The sequence below is a fragment of the Rhizobium sp. WSM1328 genome, assembly GCF_057653715.1.
This window is the reverse complement of record NZ_JBYGKO010000005.1, coordinates 1-20,622: the sequence shown is the minus strand read 5'-3', so window position 1 is coordinate 20,622 and position 20,622 is coordinate 1. Positions and strand designations below refer to the sequence as shown.

Here is a 20,622-nt window from a genome sequence, read left to right as displayed (position 1 = left end):
GCTTTAGGTGCGCTGTGGCTTTAGCTCGCGCTGACAAAGGAGGGGAATGTCCGTTGGCCGTTGCGCGGAGGGAAATGCGGCCAAATCTCCGTATGGCTCTAGGGCGATTCCACTGGCGGCGGTCACCCTCCCTGGGAGGAAATGTTCGCTTGATTCGCGCTACTGACGCGGGCTGGTTGCGTTCGCTTACTCCACTCTCGCCGCATGGCTTCTCGATCACAATGATGCGGATGCGCAGCCGGCCGCGGCTGTCGCCTCGGCCTTGAATCGGACCGCCAGCACGACGGGCGAACTTACGCGTGACGAGATCCTCGATAACATTACGCTCTATTGGTTGACGAACACAGGAGTCTCTGCTTCCCGGCTCTATTGGGAATACAAGGGCGGCTTCTTCAATAAAAAGGGTGTCAACATTCCGGTGGCCGTCAGCGTGTTCCGTGGCGAGCAATATGAGGCCCCGAGGAGCTGGACCGAAAAAGCGTATCCAAAGCTAATTCACTACAACAAGGTGGAGAAAGGTGGACATTTCGCCGCTTGGGAACAGCCACAGCTCTTTACCGAAGAGCTACGGGCGGGCTTCAGATCGCTTCGATGATTACCGAGATCCGAGCTTAGACGAGGCCCTCCCTCCAGCATCCTCAGGTGGACCGGTTTACCCAGTCCACCGTCGTCGCGGATATCCGGGCAATCCCGCGAATTTCATTGCCGCGGCCATAAACGACATCGTCGCCGGCCCCTGAATGTATACGCTCATCGCTATCTGCATCCGAGCCAGGCGGGTCGCTAGGCCCGTGAATTGTATCGGCGTTCGGGGTTCCTTCACTAGGAGATGAATAAGCTTGAAGCGTTATTCCGAAATCGCCTTGCTTGAATCCTACGATCGCAGCGTAGGGAGTGCCGTCGTCTGGATACTCTGGCAATAGGAAGATGTAGGGGCGGCCCTTATCATCAAGGATCGTGGAAACCAGAATTCTTGCCACCCATTGGGTTTTTGCAAGATCGTCAGTTGTCCACGAAATATTTCGATAATAGGTGCCGTTGTCATTCGTGGAAACGGCCTCGTAGGTACCCGCAATTGCGATCGCATCTGTCGTTTCGACAGTTTGACCGCCAGCCATCTGGGTAACCTTGTGGTTCTGCACCCAGATTTCGCCAAGCCCGTCGCCTGCAGTTTCATCGATGATGTCTATAAGTTCAAGCGATTCTGCCAGGGTACCTGAATAACTGTAGTCGTTTTCGTGTGAGATGAGGTAGCGGTCGTTTCCGGTGCCTCCTCGGAGCACATCTTTCACCCCGTCGTTCCATTCAGGATGATAGTCGCGAAGCACGACATTCTGGAAATCGGTAACGTCACCGCCGGCCAGGATATCATGATCGTCCCCACCGAAGAGGTGATCGATGCCCTGCCCGCCTGACAGGCTGTCATCATTTGCTCCGCCGTAGACAAAATCGGCACCTGCACCCGCGAAAGCGGTTTGCTTGCCGTCGTAACCAATAATTAGATCCCGGCTGGGCTGCGGGTCGGTACCTGTTGTCAGTGAGCCTCGCCGATCAACGGTCCAGTCCGTTGGACCACTTACCGGGAACAAGACCACCTGATCGATTGCCTCGCCATTGGTGTAACTAGATTGCTTCCAAAGCGGCACGCTAGTGTCTGAGTATCCCGCTTCTTTGGCCGCCAAGAAGACATCGAAGTAATGCCCTCTTGGTTGTTCACCGAAAACATCCAGCATAACCGAATTGGTATATCGAACGGTCTCGCCTAAAAAGTCTGAAGACGGTGCTAGCAGCAGAGATCCATATCCGTCAGTGTCCACTATTTCGCTGCCATTAGCCGCTACGAGGTCAAGTTTGCCTGTAACAATGTGAACCAATTCATGAACGAATATGCCCCGTTCTGTGAGAGGCGCCTTGTTTCCATTAAGATCGATATAGGTAGCGTCGGTTGACTCGGCCTTATCGAGATAGATCGCGCTCGAACTGTGGGTTGAACCGTTGGCAACGTTACTAACCTCAATTGTCCGCGTCGTTCCGAATAACGCCGAAGCGTAGCTCGACGCTGCGAGAGTTTCGATAGCGCGTTTAAGCTCCCCCTGCCGTTCTGCAGTTAAATTGTCGAGAAGCACAAAGGTCGTATTGCCAGCAACGACAGTGATCGGCATGGAAGTTCCCCCTTAATTTCGGAAAGCTCGTCGAATAGTTTCTTCAATAGCAGTCGATTTCGGTTCGCAGCCTGGAATGAGACCGCGTTGCATGCTTTCGACGTCAGTAAGCAATGTTCGGTCGCTAAGAGCGCCGCCGGGGTTGTCTTTCGATCGATCTCGGTTGAGAAGACAAAGCATTGCCTTTCGGCTGTCGTCGAACTCCGCCGATACAGTAGCCAACTCGGGTTCTGACAGGCCGAGGAATTTTCCGCAGTTTTTGTAAGCGCAAATTTTGAAAGGCTTGTTCAAGAAGGCCACGACCGCAGATTTTTGGGTCGAATAGACTGGATCGTCTTTAACAAAATCCTGGAAAGCATTGAGATCGCCGCGCATTATCCTTGGGGCGAGATCGAAGCCTCGTGCTGCAAATACCAGACCCCAGCTAAAGTATCCAAGATTGAGTATTGTCGTTTCGCACTCGGTACGCTCCTGATCACGATATTGATTGCAATTTGGTAAATTCTCCACTCGAAATATCTTTGGAATGTACAGTGTTTCCCTGCCGGCTGCGGCGGTTGTAGTTGCGTACGTCATGATGCAGAAAAAAATGGAAATGAACGCAAAGAGGGAATTGTTGCTGAAAAGCGCAAATCGCTTGGATGTATTTGCAAGTGGATCCGACATCCTTATTTTCCCATTTGATCAGCACTTCACGCTGCCACGCTCGTCTGTCGAGAGTATTTCATTCGCACTACTCAGAGGCTACATGGAAGCATCCCAATGAATTGGCGGATGGAAACGAGCGGGCGCTATTGGAGCCGGTCCGCCTACCAACTGCAACCCGGCTATATCGCGGAAACGGATACTAGAGGTTGCTACACGTTTAAGTCAATAAGTTTTGCATTCAATAAAAAAGACAATTGGTGGTTTCATGTTTTGAGCAACCTCGCTGCCTTCAATTTAGTGCGCACGTTTCGTCCAAATTGCTCCTGCGACTGTGCGTATTGGTGCATGAGCCTATGATCCAGCAGCCGCACTCCCGCCAGAATGTCCATCATGGCGGCGAGGAATAGGGAAGGTGAACCACAGGAGAACCCATGCCGCTTTTGGACAGGCTGGTCTGGCAAATCGAGATGAATCTGCACTCAGAGCTGTCTCTCGCATCGTTGTCTGAGCGGTGCGCGGTCAACATCAACCACATGTGTCGGGTGTTTCAGTTCGCCACTGGAATGTCGATCAAGTCCTATGTTCGGGCGCGCAGGCTGTCTAATGCAGCCCATACCATCGCATCGAGTGACCCCAACATACTCTCGATAGCGTGTAAGCGCGAATTTCTCCGCACCTTCTGTATTTGAGTGAGCTTTGGCATGTGGTGTCCACTTAAAAGAGGTGGACACCAAGTTATGGATGAAGGTCAAAAACTCGCGGTACGGCTGGTCGGTCTGAATGGAAGACGCCGCTTCGATCAAGGGTCGAAGGATCGCCTTGTTGCTGCCTGCCTTGAGCCCGGCGCATCGGTATCGAAACTAGCGCGAGAACACGGGGTCAATGCGAACCTCGTTTGGAAATGGATCACGAAGCACACCCAAGCCCATCCATTATCGCCGTCTTCGACATCTGCGTTTATCCCCGTTCAGGTCGCCGCCCCGAGCAGGGAGTTCGACATTGAGATGCCTGCCGCGGATCGCGAAGAGCGATTGCCGGGAATGGACAGGAACGGCCCGCTTTCCTCTCCAGCAAAGGTGAGCGCGTCCCTGCCCAATGGTGTGAGACTGACGCTGGAGTGCAATGATCTCAGCGGATTGACGGCGATAATCGGAGCGTTGGGTCATGTTCAGACTGGGCGCTGATCTCAAGGTCTACCTGCATCGCGAACCGATCGACTTTCGGGCAGGCATCAATAGCCTTGCGGTCCTGGTCCAGGAGACGATGGCGCTGGACCCGTTTGCTCCGGCGGTGTTTGCCTTCTGCAACCGCCGTCGGGATAGGGTGAAGCTGCTGTTCTTTGATCGCTCGGGCTTTGTGTTGATCCTGAAGCGGTTGACGGAAGACAAGTTCCGATGGCCGCGCCGAGAGGTGCCGGTGGTTATACTGACGACCGAGCAACTGCACTGGATTCTCGACGGGATCGATATTGATGCGATGATCCGCCATCCCGTGCGGCAATATCAGATCGCTGGCTGAGGTGGCGTGTTGATCTGTTGACGCGGCGACGCGGTTCAGATTCAAAACTGGGATGACCCGAACCGGCGAACCTGATGTTGCAGAGCTGATGGCGCAGTTGGCGGCAAGTGCTGCCGAAATCGCTGCGCTCAAAGCCGAGAAGGAAGCGCTGTCACGGCGGGTCGTCAAGCTGGAAGAGGAACTGGCACTCGCAAGGCTGCATCGGTTTGCACCCCGCAGCGAAAAGCACGTCGATCGCCTCTTCAACGAAGCCGAAGAGGCCGCAGACGAGGATGATCCTGATCATGGCGACGACGTCGCCGATCTCCCGGATATAGGCCTGCCTGCAGTCGAAAGTGCCGCGGGTAAAAAGCGGGGCCGCAGACCTCTGCCAGAAGACCTGCCCCGCGAGCGTGTCGAATACGACCTTCCCGACGATCGGAAAGTTTGCCCTTGCTGCGACAGTCAAATGCATCGCATGGGCGAGGCCATTACCGAGCAGCTTCATATCGAGGTCAAGGCTAAGGTTCTGCAGAATGTGCGGTTCAAATACGCCTGCCGCCATTGCGACCGCACCGGCATCAACACACCTGTCGTGATCGCACCGATGCCGCCGCAACCATTGCCGGGCAGCATCGCCACCGCCTCCACGCTGGCCTTCGCACTCGTCCACAAATATGTCGACGGCACGCCGCTCTACCGCGTGGCGCAAACGTTCGAACGGGCCGGCGTACCGATCAGCCGAGGTGCTCTCGCGCACTGGGTGATCGGTTCGAGCGAGAGGCATTTGCATCGCATCTACGATGCGCTGAGATTGCGGCTTCAGTCGCAGCCTCTCATTCATGGTGACGAGACGACAGTTCAGGTCTTGAAGGAAAAAGACAAGGAAGCCACCAGCACATCTTACATGTGGGCGTATCGCAGCAGCGACGATAGTGAGGAGCCAATCGTGCTTCTCGACTATCAACAGGGCCGCGGCCAGGTCCACCCGCAGACCTTTCTCGGTAACTATAGCGGCATATTGGTGACCGATGGATACACCGCATGGCGCACATTGCATGGCGCAACCCATGTCGGATGCATGGCCCATTCCCGGCGGCGCTTCGTCTAGGCTCTCAAAACCCGGAAGAATGGAGGCGGACCGCCGGAACAGGCGCTCCGGTTCTTCGAGCAGCTCTACCGTATCGAAAAGCAGGCAAGAGACCAAACGCCCGACGCCGGTGAAACGCAGGCCGATTGCATTCGTCGTTTCCGGCAACAGCACAGCTTGCCTGTCCTCATCGCCCTAAAGACGTGGACAATATCGCGCCGAAGGTCGTGCCGGATACCAAGCTAGGCGATGCCGTGTCCTACACCCTGAACCAATGGGATTACCTGACGCGCTACATCAGCGACGGCAGGATGCCGATCGATAACAACATTCTGGAACGCGACATCAGAGTTTTTGCGACCGGAAGAAAATCGTGGCTGTTCAGCGATACCGCTGACGGAGCCAGGGCCAGCGCCGTGATCTACAGTCTGATGCTGACCTGCCGCGCCTGTGGCGTCGACCCACTCACCTGGCTACGCCACGTGCTTGCTGAGTTGCCTCAGCGCGAAGAAGCCGCCGACATCGGCGACCTGCTGCCGTTCAACTTCTCCAAAGCCTCCGCTGCCTGACAGACCCGGATATCGCTTCGCGAAAGGGGCTGGTTCAGAGATACCGCGTACGTCAATGTGCATGGAAAATCGCGCTTACGATAGCGTTGGACGCAGGTTACAGTTCTCATGAGGCATTCACGCGAGCGTTCGTTGGCTATTTCGGCATTGTTCCGAGCGGCTTGCGCACCAAGGATTAGCCCCGAACCTAACCCTAATGGAGCCATTCGAGATGAAAAAAGAGATGATCGTGCCGGTCAGCCCGCCGCAGAAACGAGAACGTGCAGCCTTCCGTGTCGTGGGCCTTGGCACCGACTGCTCGTTCGCGAAAACCGGAGCCATTCCGGCCCTTTGGCAGTCCTTCTTTGCACGTGAAAGCGACGTCATCGGTGTAGTGCCCGGAACAGCTTATGGCGTCTGCTGCATGGGCGATGAGGCAGGTAATTTCCGCTATATCGCGGGCGTCGAGGCGTCAGCTTCAACATCGGGGATGGAGCAGATCGATCTGCCTTCGCACCATTATGCCGTATTCACGCACAGCGGTCATATTTCTGACCTGCCGAAGACGGTCTACACGATCTGGAATAAGGTCATGCCGGATTTGGGACTTCAGGCCGCCCAAGCTCCTGACTTCGAACGATATGACCATCGGTTCAATGGCCAAACCGGCCGTGGAGAGATGGAGATATGGATACCGATCGTCTCGTGACAGTCGCGTAATTCCTGATGCGGATGATTGTCGCGAGGAGCGGACTGCCGCCGTCGACTAGAGTTGCGTGCCTATAGAATAGCCAGTCGGTAGAAGCTTCTCCGTCACGTTAACGATCGTCCAGTCTGCAGCTGATGCTGCCCAATCCGCCATTTCAGTCTTACCCTTCACCCTTCCCGAGCTTGCAAGGGCCGTTTGCCGCGCGACCGCGTAGGCAGCAATTTGCGCCGGGGAGCAAGCCGACAGACCATAGGCTTCTGAAAACACCGACAGGCGTCGAACCTGTTCTGCTCCGGTGTAATCTGGATTGCCGAGATCGAGCCAAGCAAAAGCGGAATAGCCCAAGTCCCATAAGCGGAGACCCGGGACCATCGTATCAAAATCAATGATCCCGTAGGGCAGGCCTTGGTGGAAGACCGCATTGGGCGGTCCCCAATCATTGTGGCACAGAACCTCGGCACTCTGCCTTCGTGCAAGCGGTGAATAGGCAGTCGCGTCATGGAAACGGCGCAAAAGAGCTGCGGCGGATCGAAGTTGGACGTCGGAAAAATGGTCGAGGTCACGCGGCACATCGCCCGGTAAGTAGCTTAGGATTTCGCGATTGTGTTCGTCGATGCCCAATAACCTGGGAGTGCCTTCGAAGCCTATGGCTTCAAGATGCCTCAGTAGGTCATGAACATCAGATCGGTCCGCAGTAATCGGTCGGCGAACGGTGTCGCCAACACGCATCACCCCGGCCGTAATACGGCCACCGACCAATGGAACTTCCAGCTCGCTCATACCTGACGCTATCGCATTCGGGCCAAAACAGAAACATCATGCTGTGGTTGCGGCGCTCGCGCTTGTCGCAAAAATCAGACTTTCGCGCCTGACTTTTGCGACAGCATTTTCTCTGACTTTTCAGCGCGACCACCTTTGTCGCGAAACTTAATGATATCGCAAGCCGGATAGATACTCACACGTCTGAGGATGTTCCCCAGAGAGCAACGCGTAATCGTCCGTACTGATTTTGACGACATCCTGCTAAAAGCATTATCAGGCGTTTTTTCTGAGACATTAGGCATGCTGGCGATCAGCTATTCACTTAGCCGGCTACATTATTCCGGTCCCTTTAACGCTTTGGCGCGTTAACCCAGCCTTTACCGATCTACCTTAGCAGCCCACGCCTTCTATCAAGATAGACTGCAAGGAATACCGATGGCCAACTCAATTCCAACCTCGCCAGAAACTTTCCAACGTAAGATTTCCAGCTTCTGCGAAATGCGTCTTTCGCCTCTGCTTCGGCCTCGCTCGATCGTAAACCTGTCAAGCTACATGCTTGCGCTGATCGGCCACCATGCTTACCCGCCGATGAAATTCGGCAAGCTCGATTGGCAGGAAATCGCCCTCGCCTGCGACCTCACGAACGAGCTGACCGACGATGTGAAGAGAACGGCGCAACACGGCTTCGACGCCATCTCCCGCTGGCTTGCAGCAAACAAAGCAGCTGGCGCGACACGACCTCGATTGGCGGAAAGGCAGAAATCCACGCAGCGCCTCCCGCGAAACCGGCAAGCAGCAGCGATACCGTCCGCTCCCGCGATGAAGCACTCGGCGAAAACCGGCCCCCAGCCGGCGGCAATCGAGGAATTCCCAAGCCCGCTATTTGATCGATGGGAGGATCCGGTCTCCTTCCAGGCATCGTTGGAATTGCACATGCGCCGGTTTGGGGAATCCTATTACTACCTGCATCGTGCCGTCATTCGCCCTGACGAAACGTTCGACAACAAGACCATCCTTTCATGGCTGAAGGGCACGAAAGTGCCGCGGACGATCGACAGCCTTGAGGTGCTCGGGCGCATTGAACGGCGTTACCGGCTACCATCCGGTTACTTCAAGGCCAAGCTTCCGCATCAATCGCGCTCGGCATCGGGTCATGATCTCGGCGACGACATCTCAGCGGCCGAGCGTCGGCGGCTCGCCTGGCACCTTCCCGACAATTTCAACTCCCTACCCTTCACCAAGCGCGAGGAGATCCTCGAATGGGTTCGGCGCGTCATCATCAGCGGTTCGACCGACTATCGGCGCTTCCAGGCCGCCGCATCGAAGCAGCGCTATGCAATCCGCTTTCCAGCCATGGCCTATGGCGGGCGAGCTGACATCAGGTCACTTAAGCAGACGCTCGCGCAATCTTTTGCGACTGCGGGCGATATCGAAGATCCAGATATTGTGTCGGGAGTCATCGAGGCCCCTCCCCGTCTCGCCATGGAGATGGCGGATTTGCTCGTGTTCAAGACCGCCACGCTGACGACGATTGGTTTTCAGCGCAATGGCGTCTGGGGCGAGGAGACTGCGTCGCAAAAGCTGGAGCACCTCGGACTAATGTTCGGCGCATTGGTGGCCTCCCCCAGCGGCGAGATTGCCGGTCGCGGTGTACCGCTTGGCGCATTGACCTTCGGAATGCTCGTGTTCCCCGGCATCTGGGACTGGTATTTGCAATGGCGGGAACGCCGCCGTGGCTTCTTCACTGCATGGGAAGCCGATATGCTGAGCATATCGCTGTCACTGACGCGCGAAGAAACAGGATGGCTGCGCCAGCACCCGGAGTTGATAGAGCGAGTTGTGCCGATCGAAGGGTTGGTGACGGCGGAGGAAATCGCATTTGCCAAACGTGACTGGCACGCATGCTGCGACGCCTTCCACAAGCATGCCCTTAATCGGATCAAGGAAATCCAGCGGGTGATGCGCGTGCATCGCGATCCATTCGAGCCGATCATGTGCGTCCTGGAAGCACCGAGCCCGCTCGCCGAATACCGCAAGATCACTGATGAGATCCTAATGAGAATGCCAGACAAGGATCGTTATCCCAGGGCAGCGGCGGAATCGGTACGGTCGTTTCTGATGCTACGTCTCGGCCTGCATCTGGGGCTGCGGCAGAAGAACCTTCGACAACTGCTGCTGTGCCCGCGCGGCCATTTTCCTACATCGGAACGGCGCCTTGAGGAGATGCGGCGCGGCGAGCTCCGCTGGAGCGAGCGCGATCACGGCTGGGAAGTCCTGATCCCGGCAAGTGCCTTCAAGAATGCGCACTCGTCGTTCTTCGGATCGAAACCGTTTCGCCTGGTGCTCCCCGACCTTCTCGACCTCTATTACCATATCAATGCCTATATCGATCGTCATCGGGGTGTGCTCCTGGGTGATGGCACGGATCCTGGCACCTTCTTCGTCAAAACCGTGAAGCAGACGAGCACGGACGCTGCATATGACCAGACGACCTTCTATGAGGCCTGGCGGCTGACAATCCAGCGCTACGGCATCTACAATCCCTACACTGGCCGGGGCGCATTGCCTGGCTTGCTTCCCCATGGACCGCACAACGTACGCGACGTGCTGGCCACGCATATCCTGAAACTCACCGGCTCCTATGAGCAGGCAAGCTACGCGATCCAGGATACGCCGGATATGATCCAGCAACATTACGGCCGCTTCCTGCCACAGGATAAGGCGGCACTGGCCGCCCGTATTTTGAACCAGGTCTGGGAAGCCGCATAGAGGTGCGGCCGCCCCGGGGGTCTCTATTTATCTCGCCCTTGGGCGGCCGGCCTTCCAGCGTCCACTAAACAGGCAGCTAAATCGAACTGTAACCCATTGAAACTATAGTTAATGCCGCGTTAATTAGAAGTGATAACGTCGCTTGCTTCCGTCATGCCTGTGGATTTTCTGCGTTGTCCTAACCATCGATAAGTAGCTCTTATCGATGGTAGATTGATTTCGAGGTCCAAATCAGCAAGAGTCGGCGCAAATCACGGTCTCAGAGGCCGCCGAAACCGTCTTTCTGGAGCGCCTGTGGCCAAACCCAAAAAATCACAGACTTCCGTCGAGCGGCGCGCCGAAGAACTCGACACCATTGCCGCCGTCCTCCCGATAGAGCGCCGCGACGAACTCGCCAAGCTTCTGACCGACCAGGACGTCGAGACGCTGCGCCATCTCGTCAACCAGGGCATGGGCGACAACACGCTGCGGGCGCTGACTTCCGACCTTGCCTATCTGGAAGCCTGGGGACTGGCGGCGACCGGACAATCCCTGCCCTGGCCGGCACCCGAGGCGCTGCTTTTGAAATTCGTCGCGCATCACCTCTGGGATCCGCAGCACCGCGAGACCGATCCGGATCACGGCATGCCGGCCGACGTCGACGAAGACCTTCGGAGCCAGGGTTTTCTCAGATCCGCAGGCCCGCACGCGCCATCGACGGTGCGCCGGCGGCTGGCGAACTGGTCGACGCTGACCAGATGGCGCGGTTTTGACGGCGCCTTCGCCTCCCCTGCCCTCAAATCAGCCATTCGCCTCGCCGTTCGCGCCGTCCCCCGGACGCGGCGTCGCAAGAGCGCCAAGGCCGTCACCGGCGATGTGCTGGCAAAACTGCTGGCAACCTGCACGACCGACAGTCTGCGCGATCTCCGTGACCGTGCAATCCTGATGGTTGCCTTTGCCTCCGGTGGTCGGCGGCGCAGCGAGATCGCCGGCCTGCGCAGCGAGCAGCTGACCGTCGAACCGCCAATCCCGGGGGACGATGGCCCTTCCCTCCCCTCTCTCGCCATCCATCTCGGACGCACCAAGACGACCAGCGGCGACGAGGACGACGTTGTCTATCTGACCGGTCGGCCGGTGGATGCGCTGAATGCCTGGATGGTGGCCGCCAAGATCGAGAGCGGCAGCGTGTTTCGGGCGATCGGGCGATGGGGGACTGTGTCGCGACGGGCGATCGATCCGCAGTCGGTCAATGCGATCATCAAGCAGCGGGTGGAACTGGCTGGATTGGAGCCGGGGGAATTTTCCGCGCACGGGCTACGATCTGGATATCTGACCGAGGCGGCAAACCGTGGCATCCCCCTGCCCGAGGCGATGGAGCAGTCCCGCCACCGCTCGATTCAACAAGCGTCAGGTTACTACAACAACGCGACACGTCGAAGCGGGCGGGCAGCTCAAATGGTGTGATATGTGATGTTCGTATGCGACACGCGGATGCAGCGCTCTTCTGTCACGGAGGAAAGTGGCCGCTGATCGCCCAGCATCCCATGCCGAGGCGGGGAATTTTGCGGCCGTCCCAGACAGTCACACGCGCTTCACGCCGCGCTCAATTCCTGACATATTTGCAGAGAGGCAGCCAACCGTCATGGATATCGCGTCATGAACTTGGAAACACGTGAAAAAAGGAACATGCGCGCACCTACCGGATCCGTCACAGGCCTCTGCTCGGCGTCCGCCACAATGTTTGCAGTCGGAATGGCCTTTCTGGGTTACTGGGGGGTATATGAACATGGGGCCTGGCATTCATTCGACTATTTTGTGATGGGTCTGGCTATCATCGGATTTGCAGCACTTGGTTCCGTGCCTTGGATTGTGACTACACCTGTAGCGGAGGACGATGCAGACAAAGTCGTCGTCGCCAGGCGAGCGATGGTACTGGGGACGGCGTTAATCTGGATGGCCGTCTGTATTGCCCTATTTACCTGAATTGCCCTGCGTGACCCCATGCGACCGCAATATGAATCCGCTTGACGCGATAGGGCCCGACCGAGCATTTCCCCTCGAGCGCCTCCGTCGCACCGTTCATCTTATGGTCCGCGAAAAGCTCGCTGAAAAAGAACTCCTGGCCCGGTTGCCTCGCCAATGGTGATGTTTTGGGTCGCAGTTCGGCGAAAGCGGCAGTCCCTTCATAAACCGGTGCGCAGGCTGCAAGCTACTACAACAACGCAGAACAGAAGAACGGGCGGGCCGCAAGGCTGGTCATTTGAAGGAACTGACCCTCAAATCGCACACGCCGAGCGACGCGCCAACTGACGCAGCCCAAACATCAATATGTAATCCTTGCAATTGCGGAATTATCCTCCATAAATGCAAGGATGATCGAACGTCGAATATCTACAAAACTGATTGAGTTGATCGATTCGAGCCCCGCCGTTGGGCTCATTGGCCCGCGTCAGGTCGGCAAGACGACGCTGGCGCTCGCGATAGCCGAACAGCGCCCATCAATCTATCTCGACCTGGAATCGGATGCCGACCGCGCCAAACTCACCGAGCCGGAACTATATCTCAGCCAGCACAGCGACAAGCTCGTTATCCTGGACGAGGTTCACCGGCTACCAAATCTTTTTCAGAATTTGCGTGGGCTTATCGACCGGGGCCGGCGAAATGGAAGGAAGGCTGGCCATTTCCTGCTGCTCGGGTCCGCATCCATCGATCTATTGAAACAGTCGGGTGAGACGCTGGCAGGTCGCATCGCCTACCTTGAAATGGGTCCGATCGACGGCCTGGAAGTGCCAGTTGACGATCTGAATACGCTATGGGTGCGAGGCGGCTTCCCGGATAGTTTCCTAGCAGCGAGAGATCGTGAAAGCCAGCGCTGGCGGCAAGACTTTATACGAACCTATCTGGAACGAGACATTTCCTTGCTTGGTCCTCGCATTCCAGCCGAGACATTGCGGCGCTTCTGGACCATGCTCGCGCATCACCAATTCGGACTGTTAAATGCCGCGGAATTTGCGCGTTCGCTCGGCGTCGATGGCAAGACGGTCGCCTCCTATCTCGATCTCCTGGTTGATCTACTCCTCGTACGACGCCTAGAGCCCTGGCACGTGAACATTGGCAAACGCCTGGTCAAATCACCGCGGGTCTATGTTCGCGATAGCGGCATCACCCACACCCTTTTGGGGCTGACCACTCAGGAGGACCTGCTCGGGCACCCGGTCGCCGGAGCAAGCTGGGAAGGGTTCGTGATCGAGACCTTGATTGCAGCAGCGCCGCCCGGAACTCAGAGCAATTTTTATCGGACGTCGGCTGGTGCCGAGATCGACCTTCTTCTAACGCCCCCGGGCGAACGACCTTGGGCTATCGAAATCAAGCGGAGCCTGACACCGAAACTCGAGAAAGGCTTCTATCTTGCATGTGAAGATCTCGACCCGGCACGACGCATCGTCGTTTACCCTGGGCAGGAAACTTTCCCCCTAAAGCACGATGTGGAAGCAATGCCGCTAGCCTCGATAGGCAAAGCTCTGATTAGTCTTACTTAGCGAATAGATAGATGCATATCGCCTAGAGGAGCCCCCATGATCTTCGTCTTTCCCATGCCTGTATGCCCAGGTTCTCGTCTCCCGACCAATCTGACTTGAGCGGCCGGACTTCCAGAAAAAGCCCCCTCACCTATAACTCCGGCAATGTTCAAACGGATCGAGTGCCTGAACGCCCAGGGCCCGAAATGGCGCATATTGCGGGTCAAGACCGTGAATCCGTGCACTTTAGCCGTGGCGGCTATCGCAATGTCTTCCAAACCCGGGCGCGAGCGTCATCAACAATCCGAGGGCGCTGTTGGACGAAGCGCGTCCTCAGGCCATACGCTTATGAGTGCCGGTTGTGACGCAGCCGACGAGGCGCGTTTGATTGGCGACATATGGGTTTGCTGCCCTTTGGATATAGTCGATTCTAACCTTTCAAGGTGCTCTCTGGGTCTCCGCGAGCACCTTCGATCCATTGCATGAGCGATAGAATTCATTTCTATCACTCATCGCAATGCATTATAGTGAGTTATAGAAAAGGTGCCTATAACTCATGAAGTGGAACTGGACGCAGGAAGGTTGGCCGCATTTCATCTATGATCATGCGCCGCTTGAACCACTCGAAAGCCGATTCCTTCTGTCCTCGGGGGAAGTGATCGGCGCAGTCCGTCATGTCGGCGATGAGGAACGCAATCTGCTTCGTATCGAGCTTTTAAGCGACGAGGCAGTGAAAACCTCCGCGATTGAGGGCGAAATGCTTGATCGGTTGAGCGTGCAATCCTCATTGCGCCGCCAGTTTGGTCTCGATGCCGACAATCGGCCATCAACTCCGCAAGAGCGCGGCATCGCGGAAATGATGGTCGATGTGTACGACACTTGGTCGGCCCCGCTCAATGATGAAACCCTGTTTCGCTGGAACGGCATGTTGATGACAGGCAATCGCCATCTTGGAGCGATCGGCGCATATCGAACGCATGAAGATGCCATGCAGATTGTGTCCGGCCGTCTGGACAATCCGACCGTCCACTATGAGGCTCCACCATCAAGGCAGGTCCCGGCGGAAATGGCGGCCTACACCGAGTGGTTCAACAAAACGGCGCCGCACGGTGAACTCCCCTTGCCCGCGCTCACCCGTGCCGGCATAGGCCATTTGTACTTCGAAAGCATCCATCCGTTTGAAGATGGAAATGGCAGGCTTGGCCGAGCGCTCGCCGAAAAATCGCTTGCCCAAAATATCGGGCAACCGAGCTTGATTGCACTTGCCTACACGATCGAGAATGGCCGGAAAGCCTATTACGATCAGCTCGAACGGCATCAGCGCACGCTCGATATCACCGAATGGCTGGTGTATTTTGCGGGAACCATCCTTGATGCACAACAGACCACCTTGATGCGGGTGGCCTTCTACATCAGCAAGGCGCAATTCTATGACAGGTTCCGCGGGCAATTCAACGAGCGCCAGGAGAAGGCCCTCGCTCGGATGTTCCGAGAAGGTCCTGGGGGGTTTAAAGGCGGATTGAGCGCTGAGAATTACATTTCGATAACGCGGACCTCGCGAGCGACAGCGACGCGCGATCTTCATGACTTGGTGGAGAAAGAAGCGCTCACGCGCACCGGCGATCGCCGGCACGCACGCTATGCACTAAATCTGCCCTGATTAAGAAAAAGAGATAGATCCCAACCGCCGCGTCCCCTTGGACAAAGGACCGAAGAGGCCGAACCAGTCGAGGCGACACGGGGGCCCAAAAAAAGTCATGCAATGCGGCGGATGTGAAGTCATCGAGCAATTCGCGCGCATGCCGCGATTGAAACGATTGCGTGTTCAAACGCTGCATCATTGCGTGTCTTAAAGCCGTGTCGCAGAAGGTAACAGCTGTTACTTTTTTAGGCCCCGCCTATCACGATCGCGCTCGGCCCTCTGTCCGCAAGTCATTCTCGCTGCCACCGCTCCAGCATCAAGTGCACGCTACGCCATAGTGTCGACGTCGCCAGTGGCACCGATTTCTGCCGCCCCGCGCCGGACCCTTCCACGTCTCTTACGCCTTGAAAGTCAGACCGCTCGGCACCTACCCGAGCTCCAGGAAGCAGTGTCGCCTTTGGTGATTGAGCATTTTGAAGAAGGAGAAGGGTCACATCCTTGTCGGCACGCAACGCCCAAAAGGTAACAGCTGTTACCTTTTGGGTTCCTCGTTAAGATCGCCTGGTTGGTCCAACGCGAGCGACAAAAACATTCACGATGATGACAGCGCGAAACGGGCGTGTCGACCGGATCCTGCCCACGGACCTCTCCGTCCGTGGATAGGCAACTTTCATTTCAGAAGCGACGATAGGCTACCCTCCACCCGTCGATCTCTCCAGCAAGACGGCCTGCAGCACCCATCGCGCAAACGCCATTGCCGGCCTTCCTGGAACTTCTTTTGCATGGCGGGTGCCGCACGCCCCGACTGACGTTCGGTCCCTTTAAGCAGCAATGCACATGATCTCTGAGCGGGCCACAGGCGGGCCGAGACAGGTGGCATGGGTTGCTGAATGAACATTCGAAGACGTCCTTCTTCACGACTCTCCCTCACTCAACTCCATCCCTCGCGCACGCTCAGCTGCCACCCCGCAGCATCATGGACGTATATGCGAACGTCCTTACCCAATGCCCTCGCCGTGGGCCGCCCCCGCTCCTTCGAATTCGTCTATGCCCGCCAACATCCACGTTCTTCCTCGAGCGGAGTGGCTCCAAGGACGCGCAAAAATTCATCCCCGAAAAGTATGACCACGCAGCCAGAGAGCGAGATCGCAACCGCCAGAACCGTCGACGCTGGGCTATCACCGGCAACACATTCAGATCTGAGGGGTGGCCCTCGATCGGCAGCCAAGCAGATCCCATTTCAATCGACAGTAGGAATGGCAGTTCTCGGCAACAGCTTTGTCTGAAGTTACTTCAGGGCAGTTGTACCGCCCTCGCCGTCTTGTTGCGGAAGCCAGATGGATATGGCTGCATCGACGTCGGGCGAAAACGGATACCCGACGAAACGACCACTCTTCCTGTATTCGCCCGCCCCGTTGCCGCCCATCCGCCCCAGATGGCGAGGCCACGCCCCTGAACTCGATCCATTCCTGCGGCGGCTTCACCCCAAAACCTCGTCGCGATTAATCCGTCCCGCAAGGCCAAGGGCAGGGTAACAGCTGTTACTTTTCGCCTATCTATCCCGTGTGTTCATCTCGCTTTCCGCAAGACCGTAAAGGCTTTTCGAGAGGTGAAGACTTCCATCGACAGCCCGGTCGACCATTGCACGGAAATAGCCCCCGGGCTTTGCAATTAGCTCCGGGTCGCGCAAGGATTTTTCGAGCACGGTCGCCAAGATGGCGGACGCAGCATATCGGCCGACCCTCCCTACACCGTCTACCCATGCAGACTCCGACAGGCCGATCATGCGCCGCATCGTTTCAGCCGCCCCGACTACATCGGACCATCCGTCAAACTCCACGCTGACACATTCCTGCGCCGCGCGGCACCCAACCTGAAGCAAACCAATCGGCACCGCAGCTAGAACGACACCTTGGATATCACCAACCGTCTTTTCCGCCTGCCGCAATCGGGATTGCATGTCACCCGCAGCCGCTTCAGGCTTATTTTCATAGGCCATATCGGCGGCGTAGCCGACGTCAGTGGAAATTATGTCTCGCTCACTTGAGCGGGTCCGTTGATTACTATCAGGAAGGTTTTTAGGGATTGTATTAATATTAGAGGTGACGCGGATGTCACCCGCGCATGACATATCTTGCTCCCGGAAGCGTTGCTCCGCGTACTCAAGAACCTCTCCGTGGAGTGATTCGAGACCGCTTGCCTGGTCTGCCCGGCCGGCTACGGCATCGATGATTGCTTGTGCGGCGCTCCTCCAGATGTCTGCCTTTTCCGGGAACGCCTCGCAGGCATCGATGATTGCTCTGGAAAACCGCGTGACCGCGCGACGTGCATCCTGGCTGGCCTTGAGTTCCCTTTGGTAGTTCTCGACGCTCTCCCTGATCTCCGCGAGCCGCACGCGCGCCGGCGTGAAATCAAGCCCGAAGCCGCTGGCAACCATCCCGTCATTGTCGCGGTACACGAAACGCCGGCCGGTCGGACTGTCACGGTAGGCGGCGATCCCAGCCTCAACGATCCTGCGCAGGCAACGCATCACTGTGCGTTCGGAGCGCAGCGTGTATTCGGCGAGCTTGGCGTTCGAGATGGCAACGATCGGTCGCCCGGCGCCTTTCCAGTCATCGGCGCGCGAGAGGCCAAGGAGAATGTCCAGGACATGATAGGTCGTGCCGTCGATCCCAAGGATCGGCGCTGCCTTTTTCAACAGGAGAGAGATCTCCGACTTCGAGGTGTCCGGTATGTCGTTGGCCATCGCCATCCGCGCGCTTGCGAGAATGGCCGGACTGACGCGTCTGAACGATGCGATTGCCGTTGCTTCTGTCATGGGCTAGCTGCCCGCAACGCCTTGGCGTGCGGCTCCATCGAGATTCTTGTTGATGAAAGCCAGCAGACGGGCACAATTTTTCATTCCCGGCTGTTACGCAGGGGTTGATTGTGCCAGCGGTCCGTCATAGAATCAGTTTGTAAGAGCTGATGTCGATGGGACGTTTTCGTACTGTCGGCTAGGATTCAAGGGTTCGCCGATTGCCGTCGGTGGGCCCTTTCCTTTTTCTGAATTAGCCTACCCCATCGGCGTCTCTCCCGTTTGCTTTCGGTACTCCTCCACCAGCGCCGGAAGCCTTTCGACGAGCCAGGCCGAGAGGCCCGGCACCTTGCTTTCCGGAATCGTGATAAGCGTTGAAGAACGCGAAGATTTCGCGGTGATCACGGCGCCGCCGCCGAGGTCGACCTCTTCGCCCTGGTTTCCTCTAGCCGCCTTGTGTTCGAGCGCGCTCATCAGCGCGGCGAAGCGCTGGTCACTCGTGGCAGCGGCCCATACAGCCGTCGAAGTCAGCTTATCAATGATCGTCTGGGCCGCAGCCGGTGCCTTGCCATCCTTGAATTGGGCGGCGAGCTTTTCCCACTTGGGGCGGCCGATCGAAGGAGCCGGACCAATGATGCCGATCAGTTCGGCGGGGACCTGTTCGGCGATTCCAATCAGCATCGAAACGTAGGTCAGCTTGCCATCCGCCCTGCCGAGCGCGGCGGCGATCGTCTCCCGCCGAAAGCCGCGCGCCTTGAGGGTCGCGGCAAAGAACGCCTGCTCGATGAAGGAGAGATTGGCGCGTTCGGTATTCTCGATACCTTGAGCGACCACCAGTTCATCGTCGGTAAGATCGCGGACGATCGCTTTCACTGGCCGTTCAAGGATCTGACAGGCGCGCAAGCGCCTGTGGCCGTAAGCGACCTGAAAGTAGCCTTGCTTGTCGGGGGAGGGGCGAACGAGGATGGGAAGTCTCTGGCCGCTTTCCCGAATGCCCTCGACGAAACCCTGGAAATTCGGATCTCCCTCGATATCGAGGCGGTCCCTGACAAAGGAGGGAACGACAAGAGCGGAGTCAATTTCGACAATGGCTTCCGAGCCGCTCAATTGCAGGCGGAGGCGTTCATTCTCCTCTTCGACGGCAACGAAGGCCCGGTCCATCGACTTGACGGCTCCAGATCCGACCTTCACCGCAGGCCCAGCTGAGATTTGCTTGGCAAGTTCCGCAGAATCGACATTCGCGAACAGACTTTTCATCCGACTGGAGCGTTCTTTGGCATTCGTCATGACCGTCCCCATACCGATTTGAGGTGGTTGAAGATCTCGAGATTGACTGCGTCGACGGAATCCAGGGCGCGCGTGAGCGTGTCTCGACCAACCGAACCACGCGCCATTTCGTAAAGGCTCTTCTTCTCAAGGCCGGCGCTGGCAATCGCGGTCGTGTCCACCACCGCTGGCGCCAGCACGTCCTCGCCGAACAGGGAGCGCAGGAGCGCGACGACGTTCACCTGCGGGACGTCGTTCGGATTGTGCCTGGTGATGACATATCGGATGAAATCGTGTTCCAGAACACCGCCACGCTCCTCGATGACGTGCATGACATCGCTCATCATTGCCAGGAACTGGTTCATGCTGGCAACGTCGATCATCGCCGGATGAACGGTGATCAGCAGCGAGGTCGCCGCACAAAGCGCGCCCAGGGTCAGATAGCCCAGTTGCGGCGGCGCGTCGATGACGACGACATCGTAGTCTTCCTCGACGCTGTTTATGACGGCGCCGAGCCGCCGGAAGAAGATCCCGTCGCCGCGCCCGCCGCCGCTTGCGATCGCCTGCGGCGTCTCATGCTCGTATTCCATGAGCTCCAGGTTGCCGGGTATGAGATCGATTCCGTCAAAATAGGTTTTGCGAATGACGTCGCGCATCGGCCGGCGGTTGTCGTCGTCATAGCGAATCGCCGCATATATGGTCTCGTTGTCGCTGACATCGAACTCCGGCTGATAGCCGAACATGGCCGACAAGGATGCCTGCGGGTCAAGATCGATCGCGAGCACCCGCAAACCCGTCAGAGCAAGATAATGGGCGAGATGAACGGTCGTCGTCGTTTTGGCCGATCCGCCCTTGAAGTTCGCAACCGCGATAACCTGCAACTTCTCACCGGGACGCCGGCGCGGAAAGAAATCCAAGGCTTCCATGGGCCGCTTCACCGCCAGGTATCGACGGATCTCATTGACCTGGGCGAGCGTGTAGCTCCTGCGGCCATTCTCCAGCCTCTCGGGCATTGCGCCTTCGCCGTCCAACGACATCTGTCGGAGCGTCGATTCGGCGATCCCAAGCATGGTGGCCACGTCGCGCGAGGTAAAGGTGCGCAACGATTTCATCGCCTCCGGCGGATACATATGGGTGCGAAGAGACTGCAACTGCGCTGACAACATCTGCGCTTGGCGTGTAATCTTCGCAGCGGAGGATTCGCTCGTTGGCTTGCGGGTCGTCATCTGATCCAT

Annotated in this window: 15 protein-coding genes and 3 pseudogenes; 12 read left to right on the top strand and 6 right to left on the bottom strand. The window is 57.3% G+C overall.

From position 1 onward, the window contains the following. Positions 1-196: 196 nt before the first annotated feature. A pseudogene (locus tag AC2444_RS34380) lies at positions 197-595 on the top strand (epoxide hydrolase); the annotation flags it as partial. Between the two features lie 43 nt (positions 596-638). Here AC2444_RS34380 and AC2444_RS34375 read toward each other — a convergent pair. Both AC2444_RS34375 and AC2444_RS34370 read right to left on the bottom strand, forming a co-directional pair. Then, positions 639-2,162: a calcium-binding protein gene (locus AC2444_RS34375; protein WP_128450134.1), complete on the bottom strand. Its 1,524-nt coding sequence runs from the start codon at positions 2,160-2,162 to the stop codon at positions 639-641. A 12-nt stretch (positions 2,163-2,174) separates the two neighbouring features. Next, positions 2,175-2,828: a hypothetical protein gene (locus tag AC2444_RS34370; RefSeq protein ID WP_128450133.1), complete on the bottom strand. Its 654-nt coding sequence runs from the start codon at positions 2,826-2,828 to the stop codon at positions 2,175-2,177. Positions 2,829-3,241: 413 nt separating this feature from the next. Between AC2444_RS34370 and AC2444_RS34365 the strand changes: the two genes are divergently transcribed. The 5 genes and pseudogenes from AC2444_RS34365 (at position 3,242) to AC2444_RS34345 (ending at position 6,654) form a co-directional block, all read left to right on the top strand. Beyond that, positions 3,242-3,499: a helix-turn-helix domain-containing protein gene (locus tag AC2444_RS34365; protein WP_128450132.1), complete on the top strand. Its 258-nt coding sequence runs from the start codon at positions 3,242-3,244 to the stop codon at positions 3,497-3,499. 48 nt (positions 3,500-3,547) lie between these two features. Beyond that, positions 3,548-3,994, top strand: coding sequence for an IS66-like element accessory protein TnpA (gene tnpA / locus AC2444_RS34360; RefSeq protein ID WP_164902804.1), 447 nt, complete (start codon positions 3,548-3,550; stop codon positions 3,992-3,994). Next, positions 3,975-4,328 (top strand): IS66 family insertion sequence element accessory protein TnpB, encoded by a 354-nt coding sequence (gene tnpB, locus AC2444_RS34355; RefSeq protein ID WP_128450130.1) that lies wholly within the window; start codon positions 3,975-3,977, stop codon positions 4,326-4,328. Before tnpA ends, tnpB begins: the two co-directional genes overlap by 20 nt. Before the next feature lie 52 nt (positions 4,329-4,380). Beyond that, positions 4,381-5,966, top strand: a pseudogene (tnpC, locus tag AC2444_RS34350) (IS66 family transposase). A 211-nt stretch (positions 5,967-6,177) separates the two neighbouring features. After that, entirely contained in the window at positions 6,178-6,654 is a 477-nt protein-coding gene (locus AC2444_RS34345) for a GyrI-like domain-containing protein (protein ID WP_164902803.1), read from the top strand. 57 nt (positions 6,655-6,711) lie between these two features. On the opposite strand, the gene AC2444_RS34340 is transcribed toward AC2444_RS34345, so the two are convergent. Next, on the bottom strand, positions 6,712-7,434 hold the full coding sequence (locus tag AC2444_RS34340; protein WP_128450129.1) for a phosphotransferase: 723 nt from the start codon (positions 7,432-7,434) through the stop codon (positions 6,712-6,714). Between the two features lie 417 nt (positions 7,435-7,851). Here AC2444_RS34340 and AC2444_RS34335 point away from each other — a divergent pair, with 417 nt between their 5' ends. The 6 genes and pseudogenes from AC2444_RS34335 to AC2444_RS34310 all read left to right on the top strand — a co-directional run bounded on the left by AC2444_RS34335 (position 7,852) and on the right by AC2444_RS34310 (position 15,342). Then, positions 7,852-10,185 (top strand): hypothetical protein, encoded by a 2,334-nt coding sequence (locus AC2444_RS34335; RefSeq protein ID WP_128450128.1) that lies wholly within the window; start codon positions 7,852-7,854, stop codon positions 10,183-10,185. A 294-nt stretch (positions 10,186-10,479) separates the two neighbouring features. Further along, the gene (locus tag AC2444_RS34330; protein WP_012760230.1) at positions 10,480-11,628 is read left to right on the top strand and encodes a site-specific integrase; all 1,149 of its coding nucleotides are present in this window, start codon (positions 10,480-10,482) and stop codon (positions 11,626-11,628) included. 192 nt (positions 11,629-11,820) lie between these two features. Then, on the top strand, positions 11,821-12,147 hold the full coding sequence (locus tag AC2444_RS34325) for a hypothetical protein (RefSeq protein ID WP_020487171.1): 327 nt from the start codon (positions 11,821-11,823) through the stop codon (positions 12,145-12,147). A 189-nt stretch (positions 12,148-12,336) separates the two neighbouring features. After that, positions 12,337-12,428 (top strand): annotated as a pseudogene (locus tag AC2444_RS34320) (integrase); the annotation flags it as partial. Between the two features lie 108 nt (positions 12,429-12,536). Next, the gene (locus AC2444_RS34315) at positions 12,537-13,703 is read left to right on the top strand and encodes an ATP-binding protein (protein WP_128450127.1); all 1,167 of its coding nucleotides are present in this window, start codon (positions 12,537-12,539) and stop codon (positions 13,701-13,703) included. A 535-nt stretch (positions 13,704-14,238) separates the two neighbouring features. Continuing rightward, entirely contained in the window at positions 14,239-15,342 is a 1,104-nt protein-coding gene (locus AC2444_RS34310; protein ID WP_012760233.1) for a Fic family protein, read from the top strand. Between the two features lie 1,534 nt (positions 15,343-16,876). Here AC2444_RS34310 and repC read toward each other — a convergent pair. The 3 genes from repC to repA all read right to left on the bottom strand — a co-directional run bounded on the left by repC (position 16,877) and on the right by repA (position 20,622). Beyond that, complete coding sequence (repC, locus tag AC2444_RS34305) at positions 16,877-18,142, bottom strand: plasmid replication protein RepC (RefSeq protein WP_041935847.1); 1,266 nt, start codon at positions 18,140-18,142, stop codon at positions 16,877-16,879. A 237-nt stretch (positions 18,143-18,379) separates the two neighbouring features. Beyond that, the gene (repB, locus tag AC2444_RS34300; RefSeq protein ID WP_017997447.1) at positions 18,380-19,420 is read right to left on the bottom strand and encodes a plasmid partitioning protein RepB; all 1,041 of its coding nucleotides are present in this window, start codon (positions 19,418-19,420) and stop codon (positions 18,380-18,382) included. Next, complete coding sequence (gene repA / locus AC2444_RS34295) at positions 19,405-20,622, bottom strand: plasmid partitioning protein RepA (RefSeq protein WP_012760236.1); 1,218 nt, start codon at positions 20,620-20,622, stop codon at positions 19,405-19,407. The genes repB and repA overlap by 16 nt, the downstream gene beginning before the upstream one ends.

Coding starts and splice junctions, on each gene's coding strand:
- AC2444_RS34310 (WP_012760233.1), top strand. CDS start 14,239: ATGAAGTGGAACTGGACGCAGGAAGGTTGGCCGCATTTCATCTATGAT.
- AC2444_RS34370 (WP_128450133.1), bottom strand. CDS start 2,828: ATGTCGGATCCACTTGCAAATACATCCAAGCGATTTGCGCTTTTCAGC.
- repA (WP_012760236.1), bottom strand. CDS start 20,622: ATGGATCAGATGACGACCCGCAAGCCAACGAGCGAATCCTCCGCTGCG.
- repB (WP_017997447.1), bottom strand. CDS start 19,420: ATGGGGACGGTCATGACGAATGCCAAAGAACGCTCCAGTCGGATGAAA.
- AC2444_RS34375 (WP_128450134.1), bottom strand. CDS start 2,162: ATGCCGATCACTGTCGTTGCTGGCAATACGACCTTTGTGCTTCTCGAC.
- AC2444_RS34365 (WP_128450132.1), top strand. CDS start 3,242: ATGCCGCTTTTGGACAGGCTGGTCTGGCAAATCGAGATGAATCTGCAC.
- AC2444_RS34345 (WP_164902803.1), top strand. CDS start 6,178: ATGAAAAAAGAGATGATCGTGCCGGTCAGCCCGCCGCAGAAACGAGAA.
- AC2444_RS34340 (WP_128450129.1), bottom strand. CDS start 7,434: ATGAGCGAGCTGGAAGTTCCATTGGTCGGTGGCCGTATTACGGCCGGG.
- AC2444_RS34335 (WP_128450128.1), top strand. CDS start 7,852: ATGGCCAACTCAATTCCAACCTCGCCAGAAACTTTCCAACGTAAGATT.
- repC (WP_041935847.1), bottom strand. CDS start 18,142: ATGACAGAAGCAACGGCAATCGCATCGTTCAGACGCGTCAGTCCGGCC.
- tnpB (WP_128450130.1), top strand. CDS start 3,975: ATGTTCAGACTGGGCGCTGATCTCAAGGTCTACCTGCATCGCGAACCG.
- tnpA (WP_164902804.1), top strand. CDS start 3,548: ATGGATGAAGGTCAAAAACTCGCGGTACGGCTGGTCGGTCTGAATGGA.
- AC2444_RS34325 (WP_020487171.1), top strand. CDS start 11,821: ATGAACTTGGAAACACGTGAAAAAAGGAACATGCGCGCACCTACCGGA.
- AC2444_RS34315 (WP_128450127.1), top strand. CDS start 12,537: ATGATCGAACGTCGAATATCTACAAAACTGATTGAGTTGATCGATTCG.